Origin of the sequence: Kitasatospora sp. NPDC058218 (assembly GCF_042882445.1) — a bacterium.
GTDB lineage: Bacteria > Actinomycetota > Actinomycetes > Streptomycetales > Streptomycetaceae > Kitasatospora.
The window spans coordinates 90574-110231 of sequence record NZ_JBHVWC010000022.1; the positions used below are offsets into that span (position 1 = coordinate 90574).

At 73.5% G+C, this 19658-nt stretch carries 15 protein-coding genes; 10 read left to right on the forward strand and 5 right to left on the reverse strand.

Annotated elements, in window-relative coordinates; translation table 11 throughout:
- Positions 1 to 451 precede the first annotated feature (451 nt).
- Positions 452 to 1498, forward strand: a complete 1047-nt coding sequence (locus ACFVYI_RS16300) for an isopenicillin N synthase family dioxygenase (protein WP_387885690.1) — start codon at positions 452 to 454, stop codon at positions 1496 to 1498.
- Positions 1499 to 1670: 172 nt separating this feature from the next.
- Positions 1671 to 2423 (forward strand): MerR family transcriptional regulator, encoded by a 753-nt coding sequence (locus ACFVYI_RS16305; protein WP_387885692.1) that lies wholly within the window; start codon positions 1671 to 1673, stop codon positions 2421 to 2423.
- 7 nt (positions 2424 to 2430) lie between these two features.
- Here ACFVYI_RS16305 and ACFVYI_RS16310 read toward each other — a convergent pair whose 3' ends face one another.
- From ACFVYI_RS16310 to ACFVYI_RS16325, 4 genes are all read right to left on the reverse strand, one after another.
- Positions 2431 to 4602 (reverse strand): 3-hydroxyacyl-CoA dehydrogenase NAD-binding domain-containing protein, encoded by a 2172-nt coding sequence (locus ACFVYI_RS16310; protein WP_387885693.1) that lies wholly within the window; start codon positions 4600 to 4602, stop codon positions 2431 to 2433.
- 88 nt (positions 4603 to 4690) lie between these two features.
- The gene (locus tag ACFVYI_RS16315) at positions 4691 to 5905 is read right to left on the reverse strand and encodes an acetyl-CoA C-acetyltransferase (protein ID WP_387885696.1); all 1215 of its coding nucleotides are present in this window, start codon (positions 5903 to 5905) and stop codon (positions 4691 to 4693) included.
- A gap of 93 nt (positions 5906 to 5998) precedes the next feature.
- Positions 5999 to 7141 (reverse strand): acyl-CoA dehydrogenase family protein, encoded by a 1143-nt coding sequence (locus tag ACFVYI_RS16320; RefSeq protein ID WP_387885698.1) that lies wholly within the window; start codon positions 7139 to 7141, stop codon positions 5999 to 6001.
- A gap of 10 nt (positions 7142 to 7151) precedes the next feature.
- Entirely contained in the window at positions 7152 to 8348 is a 1197-nt protein-coding gene (locus ACFVYI_RS16325; RefSeq protein WP_387885700.1) for a CaiB/BaiF CoA transferase family protein, read from the reverse strand.
- Positions 8349 to 8584: 236 nt separating this feature from the next.
- Between ACFVYI_RS16325 and ACFVYI_RS16330 the strand changes: the two genes are divergently transcribed.
- The 7 genes from ACFVYI_RS16330 (at position 8585) to ACFVYI_RS16360 (ending at position 16351) form a co-directional block, all read left to right on the forward strand.
- A complete protein-coding gene (locus ACFVYI_RS16330; protein WP_387885702.1) occupies positions 8585 to 9055 on the forward strand; it encodes a hypothetical protein in 471 nt (156 codons plus the stop codon).
- A 46-nt stretch (positions 9056 to 9101) separates the two neighbouring features.
- The gene (locus tag ACFVYI_RS16335) at positions 9102 to 11240 is read left to right on the forward strand and encodes a hypothetical protein (protein ID WP_387885705.1); all 2139 of its coding nucleotides are present in this window, start codon (positions 9102 to 9104) and stop codon (positions 11238 to 11240) included.
- 7 nt (positions 11241 to 11247) lie between these two features.
- A complete protein-coding gene (locus ACFVYI_RS16340; protein WP_387885707.1) occupies positions 11248 to 12339 on the forward strand; it encodes a hypothetical protein in 1092 nt (363 codons plus the stop codon).
- Positions 12340 to 12518: 179 nt separating this feature from the next.
- Positions 12519 to 13523 (forward strand): hypothetical protein, encoded by a 1005-nt coding sequence (locus tag ACFVYI_RS16345; RefSeq protein WP_387885709.1) that lies wholly within the window; start codon positions 12519 to 12521, stop codon positions 13521 to 13523.
- A complete protein-coding gene (locus ACFVYI_RS16350) occupies positions 13520 to 14806 on the forward strand; it encodes a sensor histidine kinase (protein WP_387885711.1) in 1287 nt (428 codons plus the stop codon). The genes ACFVYI_RS16345 and ACFVYI_RS16350 overlap by 4 nt, the downstream gene beginning before the upstream one ends.
- Positions 14764 to 15480, forward strand: a complete 717-nt coding sequence (locus ACFVYI_RS16355) for a response regulator (protein WP_387885714.1) — start codon at positions 14764 to 14766, stop codon at positions 15478 to 15480. Before ACFVYI_RS16350 ends, ACFVYI_RS16355 begins: the two co-directional genes overlap by 43 nt.
- A 211-nt stretch (positions 15481 to 15691) precedes the next feature.
- Positions 15692 to 16351, forward strand: a complete 660-nt coding sequence (locus tag ACFVYI_RS16360; RefSeq protein ID WP_387885717.1) for a Pr6Pr family membrane protein — start codon at positions 15692 to 15694, stop codon at positions 16349 to 16351.
- 55 nt (positions 16352 to 16406) lie between these two features.
- Here the strand turns inward: ACFVYI_RS16360 and ACFVYI_RS16365 are convergent, their stop codons facing one another.
- Positions 16407 to 18014, reverse strand: a complete 1608-nt coding sequence (locus ACFVYI_RS16365) for an ABC-F family ATP-binding cassette domain-containing protein (RefSeq protein WP_387885719.1) — start codon at positions 18012 to 18014, stop codon at positions 16407 to 16409.
- Between the two features lie 440 nt (positions 18015 to 18454).
- On the opposite strand from ACFVYI_RS16365, the gene ACFVYI_RS16370 reads away from it, so the two are divergent.
- On the forward strand, positions 18455 to 19648 hold the full coding sequence (locus ACFVYI_RS16370) for a hypothetical protein (protein ID WP_387885722.1): 1194 nt from the start codon (positions 18455 to 18457) through the stop codon (positions 19646 to 19648).
- Positions 19649 to 19658 lie beyond the last annotated feature (10 nt).

Genomic DNA, 19658 nt, shown 5'->3' on the forward strand with positions numbered 1-19658 from the left:
GGGGCCTCCCCTTGGGCGGGGCCCCGCGCCCCCCCCACCACACCCCCCCCCGCCCCGCCCCCCCCCGCGCGGGGGGTGGGGGGCGGGCCGCCCGGCTCCCGGGGCCCGGCCGCCGGGGCGGGGCGGGCCCGCCCGCGCACGGGCGGAATCCGGGCGACCGGAGGGTGATTGTCAGGGTCACGACACGAACCCGACGCAGGGGACTCCCCGCCGGTACGACCGTCATCTAGGCTGGTGACGTGCTCATACTTGTTCGCCGTCGCCACGTGGACCTGCTCCGCGTGACGAGCATGTCCTGTCGACGCTCCAGCTGAACCTCGCGCCTACCACCCTCATGCGCGGTCCTCGCCGACCGCGTCCCCCCTCCTGGCCCCGGGGCTCCCGCCGCACCAGGCGTGGCCCCGGCGCTCCCCGGTCGATCACCGGGAACGGCCGGGACGAGACCCAGCGGATGTCACCCATGACGCAGCAGCACTCCTCCACCACCCCCGCGGACGCCCTCCCCGTGATCGACCTGTCGCTCGCGAACGGCACCCCCGACGACCGGCTCCGCCTGCACGACGAGCTGCGGACCGCGGCCACCGGCGTCGGCTTCTTCCAGCTCGTCGGCCACGGCGTCACGCCGGCCGAGACGGCGGCCCTGATCGACGCGATGCGGGCGTTCTTCGCCCTCCCGGAGGCCGACCGGCTCGCCGTGAGCAACCTCAACTCCCCGCACTTCCGCGGCTACACCCGCACCGGCGACGAGCTCACCGGCGGCAGCCAGGACTGGCGGGACCAGCTGGACATCGGCGCCGAGCTGCCCCCGCACGTCCCGGGGCAGGGCGAGCCGCCGTACTGGTGGCTGGAGGGCCCGAACCAGTGGCCCGGGGCGCTCCCGGAGCTGCGGACCGCCGCGCTCGGCTGGATCGACCGCCTCGGCGCGGTCGCCCGGCGGCTGCTGCACGAGCTCCTCACCGCGATCGGGGCCCGCCCCGACTTCTACGACTACGCCTTCGCGGGCCACCCCCACCTGCGGCTGAAGCTGGTCCGCTACCCCGGCACCGCACCCGACGGCGCCGGCCAGGGCGTCGGTGCGCACAAGGACTACGGCTTCATCACCCTGCTGCTCCAGGACACCGTCGGCGGCCTCCAGGTCGAGCGCGCGGACGGCAGCTTCCTGGAGGTCCCGCCGATGGAGGGCGCCTTCGTGGTCAACCTGGGCGAGCTGCTGGAGGTCGCCACCGACGGCTACCTGAAGGCCACCAACCACCGCGTGGTCAGCCCGGCCGCCGCCCGCGAGCGCTTCTCCATCCCGTTCTTCTACAACCCCCGCCTCGACGCCCACATCGAGCCGCTGGACTTCCCCCTCGCGCACCACGCCCCCGGTGCCACCCAGGACCCGGGCAACCCGCTCTTCGCCGAGTTCGGCCTCAACGAGTGGAAGGGCTACACCCGCGCCCACCCCGAGGTCACCCGCCGCCACCACCCCGACCTCGCCGACGCCGGCTCCCGCTGACGCCGGGGCCGCCACCCACCGGGCTCCACGCCTGCTCCTCGACACGGGCGTGGGGCCGTTCGGTGCGCCCAGGGCCCCGGCCTCGCCGCGCGACCGCGGTGGACCGGGTCGCCCGGCACTGTCACACTGCTGCTGTCACAGCAGTGGTGCGACAGAGGCGGAGGAGTGGCGGATGGGGGCGCGGGAGGGTGTCGAGGTCCGGCTGACGGTCGACGAGCTGGCGGCGCGGGCCGGCGTGACGGTGCGGACCGTCCGCTTCTACGGGACGAAGGGGCTGCTGCCCCCGCCGGAGCTGGGGCCGCGCCGCGTCGGGCTGTACGGCACGGACCACCTGGACCGCCTCGGGCTGATCGAGGAACTCCAGCGGCAGGGGCTCACCCTGGCGGCGATCGAGCGCTACCTGGCCTGGCTGCCGCGGGACAGCACGCCGCTGGACCTGGCGATCCACCGGGCCCTAGTGGCCTCGTGGACGCCGGAGACGGCGGAGGAGCTGAGCCGCGGGCAGCTGGAGCGGCGGGCCGGGCGGGAGCTGTCGCCGACGCAGCTGGAGCGGCTGGCCGCGATGGGCGCACTGGAGCGGACGGCCGACCCGGAGGTGTTCCGGGTGGATCCGGGGCTGCTGCCGCTGGGCGTGCGGATCCTGGACGTGCCGATCCCGCTGGAGACCCTGCTGGCGGCGCGCGCGGTGGTGCTGGAGCACAGCCGGGCGACGGCGCAGGAGCTGCAGCGGCTGTTCCGCGAGACGGTCTGGAAGCCGTACCGGGAGAGCGAGCCGGCGCCGGCGGAGCTGGAGCGGATGAAGGGGCTGACGGACCACATCCAGCCGATGGTGGCGCAGGCGCTGGTGACGGCGTTCCAGCGCTCGCTGCGGGAGGAGCTGGGCGAGGCGGCGCGCTCGGTCGAGGACGCCGACCCGCCCAGCTGACCGGCCGTCAGTCGGTGAAGGTCCGGCCCTCGGCGGCGATCCGCTCCAGCAGGGCCGGCGGCGCGAACCGCTCGCCGTAGGCGGCGGCGAGTTCGCGGGCGCGGGCCGCGAAGCCGGCCGGGCCGCCCCCGTACCCGTTGATGTACTGGAGGACGCCGCCCGTCCAGGCCGGGAAGCCGATGCCGAGGATGGAGCCCACGTTGGCGTCGGCGACCGAGGTCAGCACGCCCTCCTCCAGGCAGCGGACCGAGTCCAGCGCCTCGCTGAAGAGCATCCGCTCCTTGAGGTCCTCGAAGGGGACGGCCGCGTCCGCCGAGGTGAAGTGCTCGCGCAGGCCCGGCCAGAGCCGGCCGCGCCGGCCGTCCTCGCCGTACTCGTAGAAGCCCGCGCCGCCGCTGCGGCCGGGGCGGCCGAACTCGTCGACCATCCGGTCCACCACCGCGTCCGCCGGGTGGGCGGTCCAGGTGCCACCGGCCTCCTCGACCGCGCGCCGGTACTCGTTGCGGATCTTGCGCGGCAGGGTGAGCGTCAGCTCGTCGAGCAGCGAGAGCACCTTGGCGGGGTAACCGGCCTGGGCGGCGGCCTGCTCGACGGAGGACGGGTCGACGCCCTCGCCGACCATCGCCACGCCCTCGTTGATGAACTGGCCGATCACCCGGGAGGTGAAGAAGCCGCGCGAGTCGTTGACCACGATCGGCGTCCGGTCGATCTGGCGGACCAGGTCGAAGGCGCGGGCGAGCGCCTCGTCGCCGGTCTGCGGACCGCGGATGATCTCCACCAGCCGCATCTTGTCGACCGGCGAGAAGAAGTGCAGGCCGATGAAGTCGGCGGTGCGCCCGACACCCCCGGCGAGCAGGCCGATCGGCAGCGTGGAGGTGTTGGAGCAGAGCAGCGCGTCCGGTGCCACCACGCCCTCGATCTCCTGGAACACCTTCTGCTTGAGCTCGGGGTTCTCGAAGACGGCCTCGATCACCGCGTCGCAGCCGGCCAGGTCGGCGGCCTCGGCGGTGGGGGTGATCCGGGCGAGCAGTTCCCCGCGCTGCGCCTCGGTGGTGCGCCCGCGTGCCACCGCCTTGTCCAACAGCGCGGCGGAGTAGGCCTTCCCGCGCTCGGCGGCCTCGACGGTGACGTCCTTCAGCAGCACCTCGATACCGGCCTTGGCGCAGGTGTAGGCGATGCCCGCGCCCATCATGCCGGCGCCGAGCACGGCGACCCTGCGCACCGTCCGCTTCTCGACGCCCTGCGGCCGGCCGGCACCGGAGTTGACCGCCTGGAGGTCGAAGAAGAGCGCCTGGATCATGTTCTTGCTGGTCTGCCCGCAGGCCAGCTCGGTGAAGTAGCGGGCCTCGATCACCATCGCGGTGTCGACGTCCACCTGGGCGCTCTCGACCGCCGCCGCCAGCACGTTGCGCGGCGCCGGGTAGGGCGCGCCGGCCAGCTGCTTGCGCAGGTTGGACGGGAAGGCCGGCAGGTTGGCGGCGAGCGCCGGGGTGGCCGGGGTACCGCCGGGGATCTTGTACCCCTTGACGTCCCAGGGCTGGACGGCGGTCGGGTTGGCCTCGATCCAGGCGCGCGCCCGGGCGGTCAACTCCTCTGACGTGTCGACCAGTTCGTGGACCAGGCCGTGCTGGAGCGCCTGCTCCGGGCGGTACTGCCGGCCCTGCAGGAGCACCTTCAGCAGCGCGTCGGTGATGCCGAACAGCCGCACCGTGCGGACCACTCCGCCGCCGCCGGGCAGCAGGCCGAGGGTGACCTCGGGCAGGCCGATCCGGCTCGCCGGGGTGTTCAGGGCAATCCGGTGGTGGCAGGCGAGGGCGATCTCCAGGCCGCCGCCGAGCGCGCTGCCGTTGACGGCGGCGACCACCGGCTTGCCGAGCGTCTCCAGCCGGCGCAGCGCGCGCTTGATCCGCATCGACTTCTCGAAGACGGCGGCGGCGTCCTCGGGGCGGGCGGCGGAGAGCATCCTGAGGTCACCACCGGCGAAGAAGGTCTTCTTCGCCGAGGTGATCACGACGCCGCGCAGGTCGTCGCCGAGGGCGGCGAGGCGCTCGACGGTGGCGTCGAAGTCGGCCGTGAAGGCCTCGTTCATGGTGTTCACGGACTGGGTGGGGTCGTCGAGGACGAGGGTGACCACGCCGTCCTGGTCCTGCTCCCAGCGGATGGTGGTGGTGTCGCTCATGGGCTTGGGGTCTCCTGTGAGGGCCGGGACAAGGGAGGTGCCGCGCGCACCGCGCCGCTGGAAGGGGCGGTGGCGGGCGACCGGAGGCTCAGACACGCTCGACGACGGTGGCGATGCCCATCCCGCCGCCGACGCAGAGGGTGACCAGGCCGTAGCGCAGGTCGCGCCGCTCCAACTCGTCGACCAGGGTGCCGAGGAGCATCGCGCCGGTGGCGCCGAGCGGGTGGCCGAGGGCGATCGCACCGCCGTTGACGTTCACCCGGTCCGGGCGGAAGCCGAGCTCACGGACGAAGCGCAGGGCGACGGCGGCGAAGGCCTCGTTGATCTCGACCAGGTCGATGTCGGCGGCGGTCAGCCCGGCCTTGGCGAGCGCCTTGCGGGTGGCGGGGGCGGGCCCGGTGAGCATGATCGTGGGCTCGGAGCCGGAGACGGCGGCGGAGACGATCCGGGCGCGCGGGCGCAGGCCGTACCGCTCGCCGATGTCGCGGTTGCCGATCGCCACCAGGGCGGCGCCGTCCACGATGCCGGAGGAGTTGCCGGCGTGGTGGACGTGGTCGATGGCCTCCACCCAGTGGTACTTCTGCAGGGCGACGGCGTCGAAGCCGCCGGCCTCGCCGATGCCGGCGAAGGAGGGCTTGAGGCCGGCCAGGGTCTCCACGGTGGTGCCGGGGCGGATGAACTCGTCGCGCTCCAGCACGACCAGGCCGTTGCGGTCGCGGACCGGGACGACCGAGCGGTCGAAGAGACCGTCGGCCTGGGCCTTGGCGGCGCGGGCCTGCGACTCGGCGGCGAAGGCGTCCACGTCGGTGCGGGAGAAGCCCTCGATGGTGGCGATCAGGTCGGCGCCGATGCCCTGCGGGATGAAGTGGTTCTCATAGTTGGTCATCGGGTCCATCGCCCAGGCGCCGCCGTCGGAGCCCATCTTCACCCGGGACATCGACTCGACCCCGCCGGCCAGGATGAGGTCCTCCCAGCCCGAACGGATCTTGGCGGCGGCCAGGTTGACCGCCTCCAGGCCGGAGGCGCAGAAGCGGTTCTCCTGGACGCCGGCCACCGAGTCGGGCAGGCCAGCGGTGATGGCGGCGATCCGGGCGATGTCGGAGCCCTGGTCGCCGAGCGGGCTGACCACGCCGAGCACGACGTCGTCGACCGCCGCCGGGTCCAGCTCCGGGAAGCGGCGGCGCAGTTCGTGGATCAGGCCGACGACCAGGTCGATCGGCTTGGTGCCGTACAGCGAGCCGTTGGCCTTGCCCCGGCCGCGCGGGGTGCGGATCGCGTCGTAGACGTACGCTTCGGTGGTCACGGTGGAGAGCCTTTCGGGGGTCTGACCGGGCGAGGGGGTGGGTCGAGGAGGAGGCCGGGCGGCGCGGGGAGGCCGGCCGCGGCGGGAGCGGTGTCAGTCCAGCAGGGAACGCCCGACGATCTCCTTCATGATCTCGGTGGTCCCGCCGTAGATGGTCTGGATGCGACCGTCGGTGAACGCGCGGGCGACCGGGTACTCGGTCATGTACCCGTACCCGCCGTGGAGTTGGAGGCAGCGGTCGGCGGTGCGCTTCTGCAGTTCGGTGGCCCACCACTTGGCCATCGAGGCGTCGGCCGGGGTGAGCGCGTAACGGTTGTGCTCGGTGATGCAGCGGTCCACGAAGGCCCTGGTCACCGCGGCTTCGGTAGCCATCTCGGCGATCTCGAAGCGGACGTGCTGGAGCTTGGCGAGCGGTCGGCCGAAGGCCTCGCGCTGCTTGACGTAGTCGGTGGTGATCTCGACCAGGTACTCGGCCCCGGCGATCGCGGCGGCCGCGATGGTGAGCCGCTCCTGCGCGAGGTTCTGCATCAGGTGGAGGAAGCCCTGGTGCTCCCCGCCGAGCAGGTTGGCCTTCGGGACGCGGACGTCCTCGAAGAACAACTCGGCGGTGTCCTGGGCCTTCTGGCCGATCTTGTCGAGGTTGCGGCCGCGCTCGAAGCCGGGCATCCCGCGCTCGACCACCAGCAGGCTCAGGCCGCGCGAGCCGCCCTCGGGGGTGGTGCGGGCGACCACGACCACCAGGTCGGCCAGGATGCCGTTGGAGATGAAGGTCTTGGCGCCGTTCAGCAGGTAGTGGTCGCCCTGGTCGACGGCGTGGGTGCGGATGCCCTGGAGGTCGGACCCGGTGCCGGGCTCGGTCATCGCGATGGCGGTGACCAGCTCACCGCTGCAGAAGCCGGGCAGCCAGCGGCGCTTCTGCTCGTCGGTGGCGAGCGAGGTGAAGTACGGGCCGATGATGTCGTTGTGCAGGCCGAGCGCCAGACCGGAGGCGCCAGCCCGGGCGAACTCCTCGGCCAGCACGGCGGCGTAGCGGAAGTCGGCGGCGCCACCGCCGCCGTACTCCTCGGGGACGGCGAGCCCGAGCAGGCCCTGCCGGCCGGCGGCGAGCCAGGCGGACCGGTCCACGATGCCGGCCCGCTCCCAGCGGTCGTAGTGCGGCAGCACCTCCTTGGCGAGGAAGGACCGGACGGTCGCCCGGAAGTCCTCGTGCTCCTCGGTGTAGATGTCGCGTTCCACGGCAAGCTCCTTATCGGGCCTCGGAGTCCAGGGTGTTCGGGGCGTCCGGGCCGCCCGGCGGGTCCGGGGCGTCCTGGCGGTCCGGCGACAGCAGCAGGGCGGGCACGCCCCAGTCGCGGGCCACCTCGGCGGTGTCGGCGCCCGGCCGGGCCGGCGGGCGGCGCAGCGTGCCGGGGGTGGCGGAGAACCGGGGCGCGGGGGCCGGCTGGGTGAACCCGTCCGCCTCGACGTACGTCCCCCGAGCCACCAGATGCCCGTACTCGGCGGCCTGACGCATCGTCAATACTGGTTCCACGCAGGCGTCGGTGCCCGCGAAGACGGCCTCCCACTCGGCCCGGGTGCGGGTGGCGAAGCGGGCCGCGATCAGCGCGCGCAGCTCGGGCCAGCGGGCCACGTCGTACTGGCCGGGCGCGTCCGGGCCGAGCTCCAGCAGCCGGGCGAACTCGGCGTAGAACTGCGGCTCCAGCGCTCCGACGGCGAGGTCGCCGCCGTCCTTGGCCCGGTAGACGGCGTAGCAGGGCGCGCCGCCGTCAAGCAGGTTGACGCCCCGGCGGTCCTGCCACCGACCGGCCGCGAGCAGACCCCAGAGCACGGTGGTCAGGTGGGCGGCGCCGTCCACGATGGCGGCGTCGACGACCTGGCCGACGCCGGTCGCCCCGGCGTGGTGGAGGGCGGCGAGCAGGCCGACGACCAGGTAGAGCGAGCCGCCCGCGTAGTCGCCGAGCAGGTTGGCGGGAACGGCGGGCGGCTGGTCGGGGTCGCCGATCAGGCCGAGCACCCCGGCCACGGCCGCGTACCCGATGTCATGGCCGGCCCGGGCGGCCAGCGGGCCTTCCTGGCCCCAGCCGGTCATCCGGCCGTAGACCAGCGCGGGGTTGCGGGCGAGGCAGGCGTCCGGACCGACCCCGAGGCGTTCGGCGACGCCGGGCCGGTAGCCCTCGATCAGCAGCTGGGCCCGCTCGACGAGGTCGAGCACCTGGCCGGGCCCGCCGGGGGACTTGAGGTCGACCAGCACCGAGCGCTTGTTGCGGTTGGTGACGTCGTGGGCCGGGTCCTGGGCGAGCGGCGAGGGGTCGGGCCGGTCGACCCGGACCACGTCGGCCCCGAGGTCGGCCAGCAGCATGCCGGCGAAGGGGCCGGGGCCGATGCCCGCGAGCTCGACCACCCGGACGCCGGCCAGCGGGCCGGGACTGCTCGGACCACGCACTGGCCACCACCCTCTCGGGGTTTGACAGTAAAGCTGTAACACTCGCGATGATAGGGAAGCGACCCGCCGGTAACAAGACCCTCCGCCACCGGACACCGCCCTGACGAATCCCTGACGCGGACCGCGCAACCGGCGTGACGGAGGGTGCGTCGGTATACCGACGGGGCGGGCCGATACGGTCGTCCTGCTGTCGGAGGGGTTCTGACCTCTCGTCGGAGGAAAGGAAGCAGACACACATGGTTTCCCCAGGATTCACCACCGGGCCGGTCAAGCCGGCCTCCCCGCCGGGCGCGCCCAGCAACCCGGCGCCGGGCACCATCATCCCGATCTCGGCACCGGGCACGTCCCCCTTCGCCGCCGGCCCCACGCCGAACCCCTCCCCCGGCCCGCCCCCGTCCGCGCCCACCACCCGGCTGGACCGGCCGCACGAGCTCAACGCCTCGGCCGGCATCGCGCGCCAGATCGCCACCGACCTGGACAACGCCAACGGCAAGGGCGGCAACAACCTCGCCGAGCACGCGAGCACCGCCGGCACCAGGATCCGCGGCTTCTCCTTCGGCGGCGCCCTCACCGGCTCCACCGAGCGCTGGCTGCAGCAGTGCAAGAGCCTGCACGACAAGCTGACCGCCACCGCCGACAACCTCGACACCACCCAGCGCACCTACCAGGCCAACGAGCACGCCACCGCCGGCCAGTTCGGCCACTGAGACCCCGGCCCCGAGAACCGAGAACTGACAGAGGAGCCCCAGAGGCATGGTGTCCTTCAAGGAACTGCACGAGGCCGACTTCGCCGGCGTCACCGAGACGGCCGACGCCTGGACCAACATGGCCAAGGCGCTCGACTCGCTCGACACCCGGGTCGGCACGGACCTCACCAACACCCCGCAGCGGGCCGGCTGGCAGGGCGCGGCGGCCGACGACGCGGGCCGCACGCTCAAGACCATCGACACCGACTTCACCCAGGCCGCCGGCGTCGCCAAGGCCCTCGCGGCGATCATCCGCGACGCGGCGTCGGACTTCACCGCGGCCCGCAAGGACCTGGACGCGGCGCTCCACGACGCGGAGGCGCAGAAGCTCACCGTGGCCGACGACGGCACGGTCAGCTGGCCGCCGATGCCGACCGACCGCACCTCGCACAACGACCCCGACTTCCAGGAGGCCCAGCGCCAGTACCAGGGCGACCAGAAGGGCAAGGCCCAGGCGATATCCGACCGGCTGACCAAGGCCGTCGAGAAGGCCACCGCGGCCGACCAGCGCGCCTCCTCCGCACTGCAGACCGACGTCGGCACCAGCACCACGGCCTTCAACGCCAGCCCGTACGGCGGCGGCGACGTGGCCGACGCGAAGCGCGCCACCGACCTGCTGAGCAAGGGCGGGAGCCTCTCCGACGAGGAGCGGCAGCGGCTGCAGAACCTGATGGCCGCCAACTCCGGCTCCAAGGACTTCTCCACCACGCTGCTGAACAGCCTCAAGGCGGGCGACAAGACCGGCCCGGACGCACTGCTGGTGTACGCCAAGAGCTACAACGACTTCGCCCACGGGGACCGCAACGCCAAGGACTACCAGGACATCTACGGCAACCTGTCCCAGGTGCTCGCCACCGCCACCAAGGACGGCGGGATGGGCCAGGAGTGGCAGGACAACCTGCTCAAGGCCGCCCGCAAGCCGGGCGGTTCGGCCGCCGGGTTCAACGACGGCTACCCGGTCCTCACCCAACTGATGGGCGCCAAGGGCGACTACGACAAGGCGTTCCTGGACAAGGTCGGCAAGGACCTCGTCGACTTCGAGCGCAACAGCAAGACCAAGGGCGACCAGCTGTGGGGCCCGCTCTACGACCGGGACGACCCGATGGGCGGCCTGATGCGGGCGATGAGCCGCAACCCGGAGGCCTCCAAGGAGTTCCTCGACCCGGGTGCCAACAAGAACCTCGACTACCTGCTCAAGGAACGCAAGTGGCCCAACCAGGGCTACGAGGACAAGATGCTCGACAGCGTCGCGCGCAGCTCCTCCCGCGGCGCCTTCGGCGACGCCCTGGAGGCCGCCGCCACCGGCCGCGACCCGCACGGCAACCAGCCGCCGCGCCCGCACGACGCCGCGATGTCCCGGATCATGAACGAGACCATCGAGACCCTCGGTGGCGACAAGGCCGGCGCCGAGAACAGCCTGCCCGCCGGCCTGCGCCGCCCGCTCGGCAACATGATCGCGGACTACGCGCCGGACGTGCACGAGATCCTCGGCAAGGAGGTCCGCGGCGGCACCCAGCCCAGCGGCCTCACCTTCAGCCGCGAGGAGCTGCTGCGCACCATCCGCGGCTCCGCCGAGGACCCGGAGGCCTTCCGGGTGATCCACACGGCGGAGACCCAGGAGATCGCCCGCCGGATGGACACCTACGGCCCGGACGACTTCAAGCCCGACGCGACCGGCCGGGTGAACCCGAAGTTCGCCGGCTTCACCCAGGAGGCCGGCCAGGCCCTGGGCGCCCTGGACGGTGTGCGCGGCGACGTCCTGATCGACCACCGCGAGGACCAGAAGTTCAAGAACAACTGGCAGTCCAAGATCGACTACCACGTCTACGGCACGCCGGTGAACTACTTCCTCCCCGCCCCGTTCGGCGACATCGCCCAGCGCCTGGTGGACGTCGGCACCGCCGACTACGCCAACAAGGCCAACGCCGAGCTCGACACCAAGACCCAGGGCGACCTCAGCGACAACTACTCCGCGGGGGAGGAGCAGCTCAAGTCCATGATCCACTACAAGGCCGTGCTGTCGGGCGTCCCGGGCAATGACATCGACGCCACCGGCGGCGTGACGCAGCAGCTCATGGAGGGCGTCACGCAGAACTACGCGACAGCCATCGACCGCACCTACAACGGTGCACTCGGCAGGGGGTGATGACGGCATGACGGCGGAACAGGACCGCGCGGACGCCGGCACGGGCACGGACACGGGCCCGCTGCACCGGGCCGACGAGGCCCTCACCCGGCGCGGCTTCACCACCCGGCGGCTGCGCCTGCGGGCCGCGGCCGTGCTCGTGGCGGTCGCGGCCGGGATCTCGGGGGTGCTGCTGTACAACCTGACGAACGTGCTGGGGCCGGACACCGTCTGCGGGGGCGCCGCGACGGCGGACGAGGTGCACGCGGCGCTCGGGCCGGGGCGGATCAGCGAGGAGAAGAGCGAGGGCTGGTCCCCCGGCGCCTACGACGGGACCGGTGGAACCTGCACGGCGAAGGTGTCGTACGGGCTGTTCGGCCCGACGGGGCGGTCCGCGTCGTTCGCCCTCGCGCTCACCCAGGACGACATCGCCCCGCCGACCGCGCCGGACGCCCGGCTGTTCTCCGGCGGTTCGACGGGCGCCGTGCTGGCGTCCCGTGCCTGGGCACTGCTCCCGGACGGCTGCCCGAAGGCCATGCGGGCCGAGATCCGGCTGCCCGGCTCGGACGACACGACCGACGACCGCCCCGAGGGGATGGCCGCGCTGGCCGTGGCGTTCGCCAACGCGGCCGCCGAGGGCAAGGGTTGCGGGAGCAAGCTGCCCGCCCCGTCCGGTCTCTCCGCCGCCGCGGCCCCGCAGTCGGCCGACCTCGGCAACGTCTGCGGCCTGCCCGGAATGGCGCCGGCCCGGGACGAGAAGGCCGGCGACGGGTACCGGCAGACGGTGACCGCCGGGTACGCCCCGGTCTGGTCCTGCGTACTCGTCTCCCCGGCCGGCGGGAGCACGGTGGCCGCCTTCACGATCACCACCGACCCGCGGGTCACCGGCCTGGACCCGCAGGAGGCCCGCACGGAGGCCTACGGGCGCGCCCGGTGGATCGGGTCCTCGGGCGAGAACGCCGTCGCCACCTGCCAGGGGAAGCCCACCTACTTCCACCTCGACCGGAAGTACATCACCGGGGTGGGCGGCAGCGGGCTCTTCCCGGACGCCCAGGACCTCTGGCGCCAGTTCCTCACCGCCGGCGGCAAGGCGGTCGGCTGCGAGCCGATCCTCCCGTAGCCGCCGCCTGCCCGTGGGCCCGCCGAACGGGCCCACGGGCAGGCGGGCCCACGGTCGACGGGCTCACGGTCGGCGGGCCCGCGGGGAGGAGGCCCCCACCGGCGGATCCCCCTGGCGGGGGAGGCGGATCGTGTGGTGGGGGGACGTACCGGCGGCCCCGCCCGCGGGAGCGTGGGGCCATGACCTCAACGACCTCCGTCGGCAGGGCGCGCGCCGTGGCGGCCGCCGTGGCCGTCGCCGCGACCGTGCCGTACCTGTCGCTCAAACTGCTCTGGCTGACCGGCCACCCCGTGGGGGCCGGCGGCGACCCGGACCAGCTGGACGACCTCTGGCTGGTGAACCTGCTGAGCTTCGGCATGGACGCGATCGCGGTACTGCTGGCCCTCTCCTTCGTCCGGCCCTGGGGACGGCGGGCGCCCGCCGGGCTGCTGGCGTTCCCGATGTGGGTGGCGACCGGACTGCTCGGCACCATCCTGGTGGCGCTGCCGCTGTTCCTGCTCACCACGCTGGTGCTCGGACCCGAGGAGGCCTCCGCCGACGACGGCGCGGGCGCCGGACCGACCGGCTGGGTGTTCCCGGTGGTGTACGGCGGGTTCACCGTCCAGGGCGTCGCGCTGATCACCGCCTTCCTGCTCTACGCGCGGCAGCGCTGGGCGGGCCTGCTGCGCGACCGGATCGGCGCGCTGCCCGACTCCCCCACGCTCACCGTCCAACGCGCCTTCACCGGCGTGGCCGCCCTGCTCGGGCTCGGCGTCGCCGCGGCCCGGGCGTACTGGGCGGCGGGCGGGACGGCCGGACTGCCGGTCGAGTGGGCGGACGAGCGCAGCCGGGGCGTGGCGGTCATGAACGGTGTGACGGCGGTGATGGCGGTGGCCGCCGCGGCCGCGCTGCTGCTCCTGGTCTTCCGGGCCCGGCCGCAGTGGCGGCTGCGGGAACCGATGGCCGTGGCGTGGACGGCGGGCGGCTCCCTGTTCGCCTGGGGCTCCTGGCAGTTGGTGGCGTACGGGACGTTCACGACGGTGACCGACCCGCGCCGGGCGGTGCCCGGACTGCTCACCCTGGTGGAGGCCGCCCAGGTGGTGGCCGGCGTGCTGGTGCTGGCGGTGGGCGCGGTCGCCCTGGTCGAGCGGGCGGCGGCAAGCTCCCTGCGGGCCGGGGCCGCTGACGTAGAGTCGACCGCGTGAGCACGGGGGCGGGCACGGGACGACGGGGGCTGCGGCGGGCCGGTGGCGCGCTGTTCGGCCGGCGCGCCCGGCTGCGCTGGGTGCACCTGGTGCTCGGCGGCGCCCTGCTGATGCCGTACTGGATGCTCTCCACCGTCGTGCTCGGGGCGCTCGACCCGGCGCTCGGCCCCCTGGTCCAGATCCTCCTCTACTTCGCCGCGCTCGCCCTCTCGCTGCCGATGGCCGCCGTCACGGCCCTGGTGCCGACGGTCCGGGCGCTGGAGGGGGCGGCGGCGCGGGCGCTCTGCGCGCCGGCGCGGGCCGAGGAGGTCTCCACCGGTCCGGCCCGCTCCTGGGCGGCCCGGCGCCGGACGGCCGGCTGGTACGTGCTGCACCTGCTGTTCGGCGGACTGGTCAGCGGGATGACGCTGGCCGGGACACCGTTCGCGGTGGTGCTGATGATCTCGCCGCTGGGCGGGCCCGCGGTGGACGACGTGGTGCGCTTCTGGCAGGACCGGGGGTTCCCGTCCTGGCTGCCCGGCCCCCTGCTCGGACTCGCCCTCCTGCTGCTGATCCTCGCCACCAGCGCCGGTCTCGGCGCCCTGCTGGCCCGCTGGGCGCCCGTGCTGCTCGGACCGACCCCGGAGGAGCGGCTGGCCGCCGCCGAACGCCGGGCCACCGTCCTCGCCCAGCGCAACCGGCTCGCCCGCGAGCTGCACGACTCGGTCGGCCACGCGCTCAGCGCGGTCGGCATCCAGGCCTCGGCGGCCGCCCGGGTGCTGCGGTCCGACCCGGACTTCGCCGCCGAGGCGCTGCAGGCGATCGGCGAGACCGCCCGGGCGGCCGTCGCCGAGCTGGACGCGGTGCTCGGCCTGCTGCGCGAGGAGGACCGGGCGGACGCGGGGCCCGCCGGGCCGACCCTGGCCGGGCTGGACGACCTGCTGCGCCAGCTGGCCCGCACCGGTGTCGTGGTCGACGCCGAGCTCGCCCCCGGCCTGCACCGACTGCCGGCCGCTGTGTCCCGCGACGCCTACCGGATCGTCCAGGAGGGCCTGACCAACGTGCTGCGGCACGCCGGGCCGGCCCCCGCCGGGCTGCGGGTGGGGCTGGCGGCGGACCGGCTGGAGATCGAACTGACCAACCCGCTGGGCCCGGCCCGCACCGGCCGCCCCGGCGGCGGCCGGGGGCTGCGCGGGATCGGCGAGCGGGCGGCGGTGCTGCGCGGCGGCTGCGCGGCCGGTCCGACGGACGACGGGACGACATGGCGGCTGGCCGTCTGGCTGCCGCTGGAAGGAGCACGGTGAAGGACACGACCGGGGCCGTCCGCGTGGTGATCGCGGACGACGAACGACTGGTGCGGACCGGCCTGCGGGTGGTGATCGACGCGGAGCCGGACCTGACCGTGGTCGGCGAGGCGGCCGACGGCGCCGAGGTCGTCCCGCTGGTGCGCGAGCTGCGGCCGGACGTGGTGCTGATGGACGTCCGGATGCCCGGCATCGACGGCATCCGGGCCACCGAGCAGTTGGTCGGCGGGATGGCCGAGCCGCCCAGGATCCTGGTGGTCACCACCTTCGAGCACGACGACCACGTGTACGACGCGCTGCGGGCCGGCGCCACCGGGTTCCTGCTGAAGCGGGCCAGCGCGGAGGAGATGGTGCAGGCGGTGCGGCTGGTCGCGCGCGGGGACTCGTTGCTCTTCCCGGCCGCCGTGCGGGAGCTCGCGCTGCGCCAGGTACCGGCCGGTCGGCGGGCGGCCGCGGCCGGGCGGGGGCCGATCGGGCGGCTCACCGAGCGGGAGGGGCAGGTCCTGCGGCTGATGGCCGCCGGGCTCAGCAACGGCGAGATCGCCGGGCGGCTGGTGCTCAGCCAGGAGACGGTCAAGACGCACGTCGGCAGCGTGCTGGCCAAGCTCGGGGCCCGTGACCGGACCCAGGCGGTGATCGCCGCGTACGAGTCGGGCTTCGTCCTGCCGGGGTAGCGGCGGGGACGCCGGGGCAGCGGCGGGGACGCCGGGGCAGCGGCGGGCCGGGCAGGGAAACCGAGGGCGGCGGGCGGTAGGGGAGGCCGCCGACCGCACGCCACCTGCGGTGACGATTCTTCCGTCCCGGCCCTACCAGCGAGTAGAGTGCGGCGTTCCCCCCTCTACCGCCCGATACCTCCCGTATCGCCTGAAACGAACTGGTGACCGCATGTCAGTCCGGACCAGCCCCGCGCTCTGGTGGCGCATGGGCATCGTGCTCTCGGCGGGCCTCGGCCTGACCCTCCAGACCGCCCCGCTGGTCTACTTCACCATCCAGAGCAATGTGATCGTGCTCGGCTACTTCATCGGCGCGGTCTACTGGATGGTGAAGCGCGGCACCGTCGACGCGCCCGCCCCCCGGCTGCGCGGGGCCGCCACGCTCTACATCCTGATCACCGGACTGGTCTCGCACGTCCTGCTCGAACACGGCGCCAACCCGCTGCCCGGACTCTTCGACGGACCGGACAAGCTGCAGCACTGGTCGTCCTTCTTCCTCCACTACGTCACGCCGGTGATGGTGATCATCGACTGGCTGACGCTGAAGCCGCGCAACGCCTCCGCCTGGCGCGACATCCCGCTCTGGCTGGCCTTCCCGCTCGGCTACGCGGCCGTCGTGCTCGCCCGCAACGCGCTGTTCTCCAACTACCCGCTGCCGTACCCGTACTTCTTCTTCGACCCGACGACCGAGGGCTACGGCTACGTCTGGGGCCAGATCGCCCTGCTGACCGTGGAGTTCGTCGTCCTCGCGGCGACGGTGGTCGGCCTGGACCGGCTCGGCACGCTGGTCGCCGGCAAGCTGCGGCCCACGACGGAGCCCACCGGAGCCTGAACCGGCCCGGCCCGGCCCGGCCGAAGGGCCGGACCGGGCACCGCCGCCACCGCGGCTACATCGGCTCCACCGACCGCAGGTCACCGTCCAGCTCCAGCCACCGGGTGATCCCGAGGCCGCGCAGGAACGGCAGGTCGTGGCTGGCGACGATCAGCGCCCCCTGGTAGGCGGCGAGCGCCTGGGTGAGCTGGCGGACACTGGCCAGGTCCAGGTTGTTGGTCGGCTCGTCGAGCAGCAGGAGCTGCGGCGGCGGGTCGGCCAGCAGCAGGGCGGCCAGCGTGGCGCGGAACCGCTCGCCACCGGAGAGGGTGGCGGCGAGCTGGTCGGCCCGGCCGCCGCGGAACAGGAAGCGGGCCAGCCTGGCCCGGATCGCGTTGTCCCCCGCGGCCGGGGCGAACAGCTTGACGTTTCCCGCGACGGTGAGCCGGTCGTCCAGCAGATCGAGCCGCTGCGGCAGGTGGCGCAGCGGCACCGGGGTGGTGATCTCCCCCTCCAGCGGGGCGAGTTCGCCCGCGATGGTGCGCAGCAGGGTGCTCTTGCCGGCGCCGTTGCGGCCGACCAGGGCGATCCGCTCGGGCCCGCGCAGGTCGAGGTCGGCGGTGGTGCCGTACGGCAGCCGGACCTTCTGCAGGGTGAGCACCGTGCGCCCGGCCGGAACGGCGGTGCGGGGGAGGTCGATCCGGATCTCGGCGTCGTCGCGGACGGCCTCCTCGGCGGCGGTCAGCCGCTGCTTGGCCTCCTCCAGCCGTTCGGTGTGCATGCCCTGGAGCCGCCCCGCCGTCTCCTGGCCCTGGCGCTTCAGCTTGCCGGCGAAGATGTGCGGGTCGTTGCGGGTGACCGAACGCTTCTTGCCGTAACTGACGCTGCGGTCCAGCTTGGCGCGGGCGTCGACCAAGTCCCGCTTCTGGCGCTGGACATCGGCCTCGGCGTTGCGCAGCAGCCGCTCGGCCGTCTCCTGCTGCGCCGCGACGGCTCGCTCGTAGGCGGCGAAGTTGCCGCCGTACCAGGTGACGTCGCCGTCCCTGAGATCGGCGATCTGGTCCACGTGCTGGAGCAGCTCGCGGTCGTGGCTGACGATCACCATCACGCCGCTCCAGCCGGCCACCGTCTCGTAGAGCCGCTCGCGGGCGGACCGGTCGAGGTTGTTGGTGGGCTCGTCGAGCAGCAGGACGTCGGGGCGGCGCATCAGCAGTGCGGCCAGCCGCAGCAGGACGGCCTCGCCGCCGGAGAGTTCGCCGGTGGTGCGGTCGAGGGCCAGCCGCTGCAGGCCGAGCCGGTCGAGGGTGGCGCGGGCGCGCTCCTCGACGTCCCAGTCGTCGCCGACGGCGTCGAAGTGGCGCTGGTCGGTGTCACCGGACTCGATGGCGTGCAGGGCCTCGCGGACGGCCCGGACGCCGAGTGCCTCGTCGACCCTCAGCCCGGTGTCGAGGGTGAGGCTCTGCGGCAGGTAGCCGAGCTCGCCGCCGACCTTGATCGTGCCGGCGGTGGGGGTGAGTTCGCCCGCCACGAGGCGTAGCAGGGTGGACTTCCCCGCGCCGTTGAGCCCGATCAGGCCCGTCCGGCCGGGGCCGACGGCGAGGTGGAAGCCGTCGAGCACGGTCGTGCCGTCGGGCCACTCGAAGCCGAGGTCGGTGCAGAGGACAGCGGTGCTGGGTTGTGCCATGGAGGCCTCCCGGGTGGTTGCAGACGGTCTGGGGAGCAACACGGGAGACACCGCGGGCCGTGCGCGGAGAGCCTGGAGGGGGCCGGGGGCCGTCGAACGAGTCGAGGGAAGGGACGCCGAGCCGGCTCACCACTGAGGTCGCGCACTCGCACACACACGCACCGCGCGCAGCAGGACTGCGGGGCGGCGGGGGGCGGTGTCTCGGGACCTCAGTAGAGCAACGGCCTTCTCCTGTTCTGGCGGGTGGCACGGATCACGGTACGGAGGCCCGCGGACCCCCGCAACCGAATAATTCGGTGCGGATCACGTGCCGATCGCGTGACAGCTCCGTCGCGGTCCGGTCCGGTCGCGAGGACGCCTGTCCGCGCATGGCAGACTCCTCACCTGCCATGCCTGCGGCTCGGGCGGCATGGCGTGCATCCACAGGGGGAATTGAACTCATGTCACCGATATCCCGGACGACGCGTGCTGCGCTGGGTGCCTCCGTCGTCGCACTGACGATGGTGGTCGCGACCGCGTGCGGTCCGGACAACAGCGACGCCGACGGGGCCCAGACCGCGGCGCCGACCACCGCGGCGACCGCCGCCGGCACCGGCACGCCGGGCGCCGCCCCGATCAAGCTGCCCACCCTCGACGAGCTGAAGAAGTGGAAGTACGAGGACTGGGAGAAGTTCGCCCAGCAGAACGTGATCACTCCGGCGGTGAAGGGCTACTGGGACCTCCAGAAGATCCTGAAGGCCAAGCCGTCCAAGCCCGGCCAGCCGACCACGCAGCCGACGGCGCAGCCCACCGGCGCGGCGCCGGGCCAGCCGAGTTCCCAGCCGCCGGCGGACGGCGGTAACGACCCGCTGCCGAAGCTGGTCGAGGAGAAGCCCGTCCCGCACCCGTTCGCCAAGAACTTCCACGTGAACGGCAAGCTGTTCTTCCAGGACGGCAAGCAGGAGTACGTCTGCTCCGGCACCGTGGTCTCGGACCCGGCCAACCCCGGCAAGAGCAACCTGGTCTGGACCGCCAGCCACTGCCTGCACGGCGGCAAGGGCGGCAAGTCGCACACCAACATCACCTTCGCCCCGGCGTTCAACAGCACCGGCGTGCTGAGCGGCGGCAAGCAGGCCTCGCTGGCCCAGGCCGAGCCGTACGGCGAGTGGGGCGCGGTGGCCGGCATCGTCTCCCCGACCTGGGCGGACGAGGCCGACCCGGAGTACGGCGGCCCGTGGAGCCAGTACGACTTCGGCATCATCCGGGTGGCCAACCCGGACGGCAGCAACAAGTCCCTGGAGGAGGTCGTCGGCGGCTCCGTCCCGGTCTGGTTCAACGCCCCGCGCGACCAGATCACCGGCGTGAGCAGCTTCGGCTACCCGGCCGGCAAGCCCTTCGACGGCATGGAGCTGGAGCACTGCGACAGCGGCAAGCCGGTCCGCCACACGATCGACCCGAGCCGCCCGGCGATGCTGACCATCGGCTGCAACGGCACCGGCGGCGACAGCGGCGGCGGCTGGTTCGCGGCCAAGGACGGCAAGCAGGTGCTGGTCTCGGACACCTCCATCGGCGGCAACGACAACACCTGGGAGGCCGGCCCGTACCTGGACGACGTCGCCCAGCACGCGCTGGAGTACATCTCCAAGAAGAAGTGACCTCGGGCAC

What these genes read in the sequence shown, in the direction of transcription:
- ACFVYI_RS16300 (WP_387885690.1), top strand. Translation starts at nt 452, where the DNA reads ATGTCACCCATGACGCAGCAGCACTCCTCCACCACCCCCGCGGACGCC.
- ACFVYI_RS16305 (WP_387885692.1), top strand. Translation starts at nt 1,671, where the DNA reads ATGGGGGCGCGGGAGGGTGTCGAGGTCCGGCTGACGGTCGACGAGCTG.
- ACFVYI_RS16310 (WP_387885693.1), bottom strand. Translation starts at nt 4,602, where the DNA reads ATGAGCGACACCACCACCATCCGCTGGGAGCAGGACCAGGACGGCGTG.
- ACFVYI_RS16330 (WP_387885702.1), top strand. Translation starts at nt 8,585, where the DNA reads ATGGTTTCCCCAGGATTCACCACCGGGCCGGTCAAGCCGGCCTCCCCG.
- ACFVYI_RS16335 (WP_387885705.1), top strand. Translation starts at nt 9,102, where the DNA reads ATGGTGTCCTTCAAGGAACTGCACGAGGCCGACTTCGCCGGCGTCACC.
- ACFVYI_RS16340 (WP_387885707.1), top strand. Translation starts at nt 11,248, where the DNA reads ATGACGGCGGAACAGGACCGCGCGGACGCCGGCACGGGCACGGACACG.
- ACFVYI_RS16345 (WP_387885709.1), top strand. Translation starts at nt 12,519, where the DNA reads ATGACCTCAACGACCTCCGTCGGCAGGGCGCGCGCCGTGGCGGCCGCC.
- ACFVYI_RS16355 (WP_387885714.1), top strand. Translation starts at nt 14,764, where the DNA reads ATGGCGGCTGGCCGTCTGGCTGCCGCTGGAAGGAGCACGGTGAAGGAC.
- ACFVYI_RS16360 (WP_387885717.1), top strand. Translation starts at nt 15,692, where the DNA reads ATGTCAGTCCGGACCAGCCCCGCGCTCTGGTGGCGCATGGGCATCGTG.
- ACFVYI_RS16365 (WP_387885719.1), bottom strand. Translation starts at nt 18,014, where the DNA reads ATGGCACAACCCAGCACCGCTGTCCTCTGCACCGACCTCGGCTTCGAG.
- ACFVYI_RS16370 (WP_387885722.1), top strand. Translation starts at nt 18,455, where the DNA reads ATGTCACCGATATCCCGGACGACGCGTGCTGCGCTGGGTGCCTCCGTC.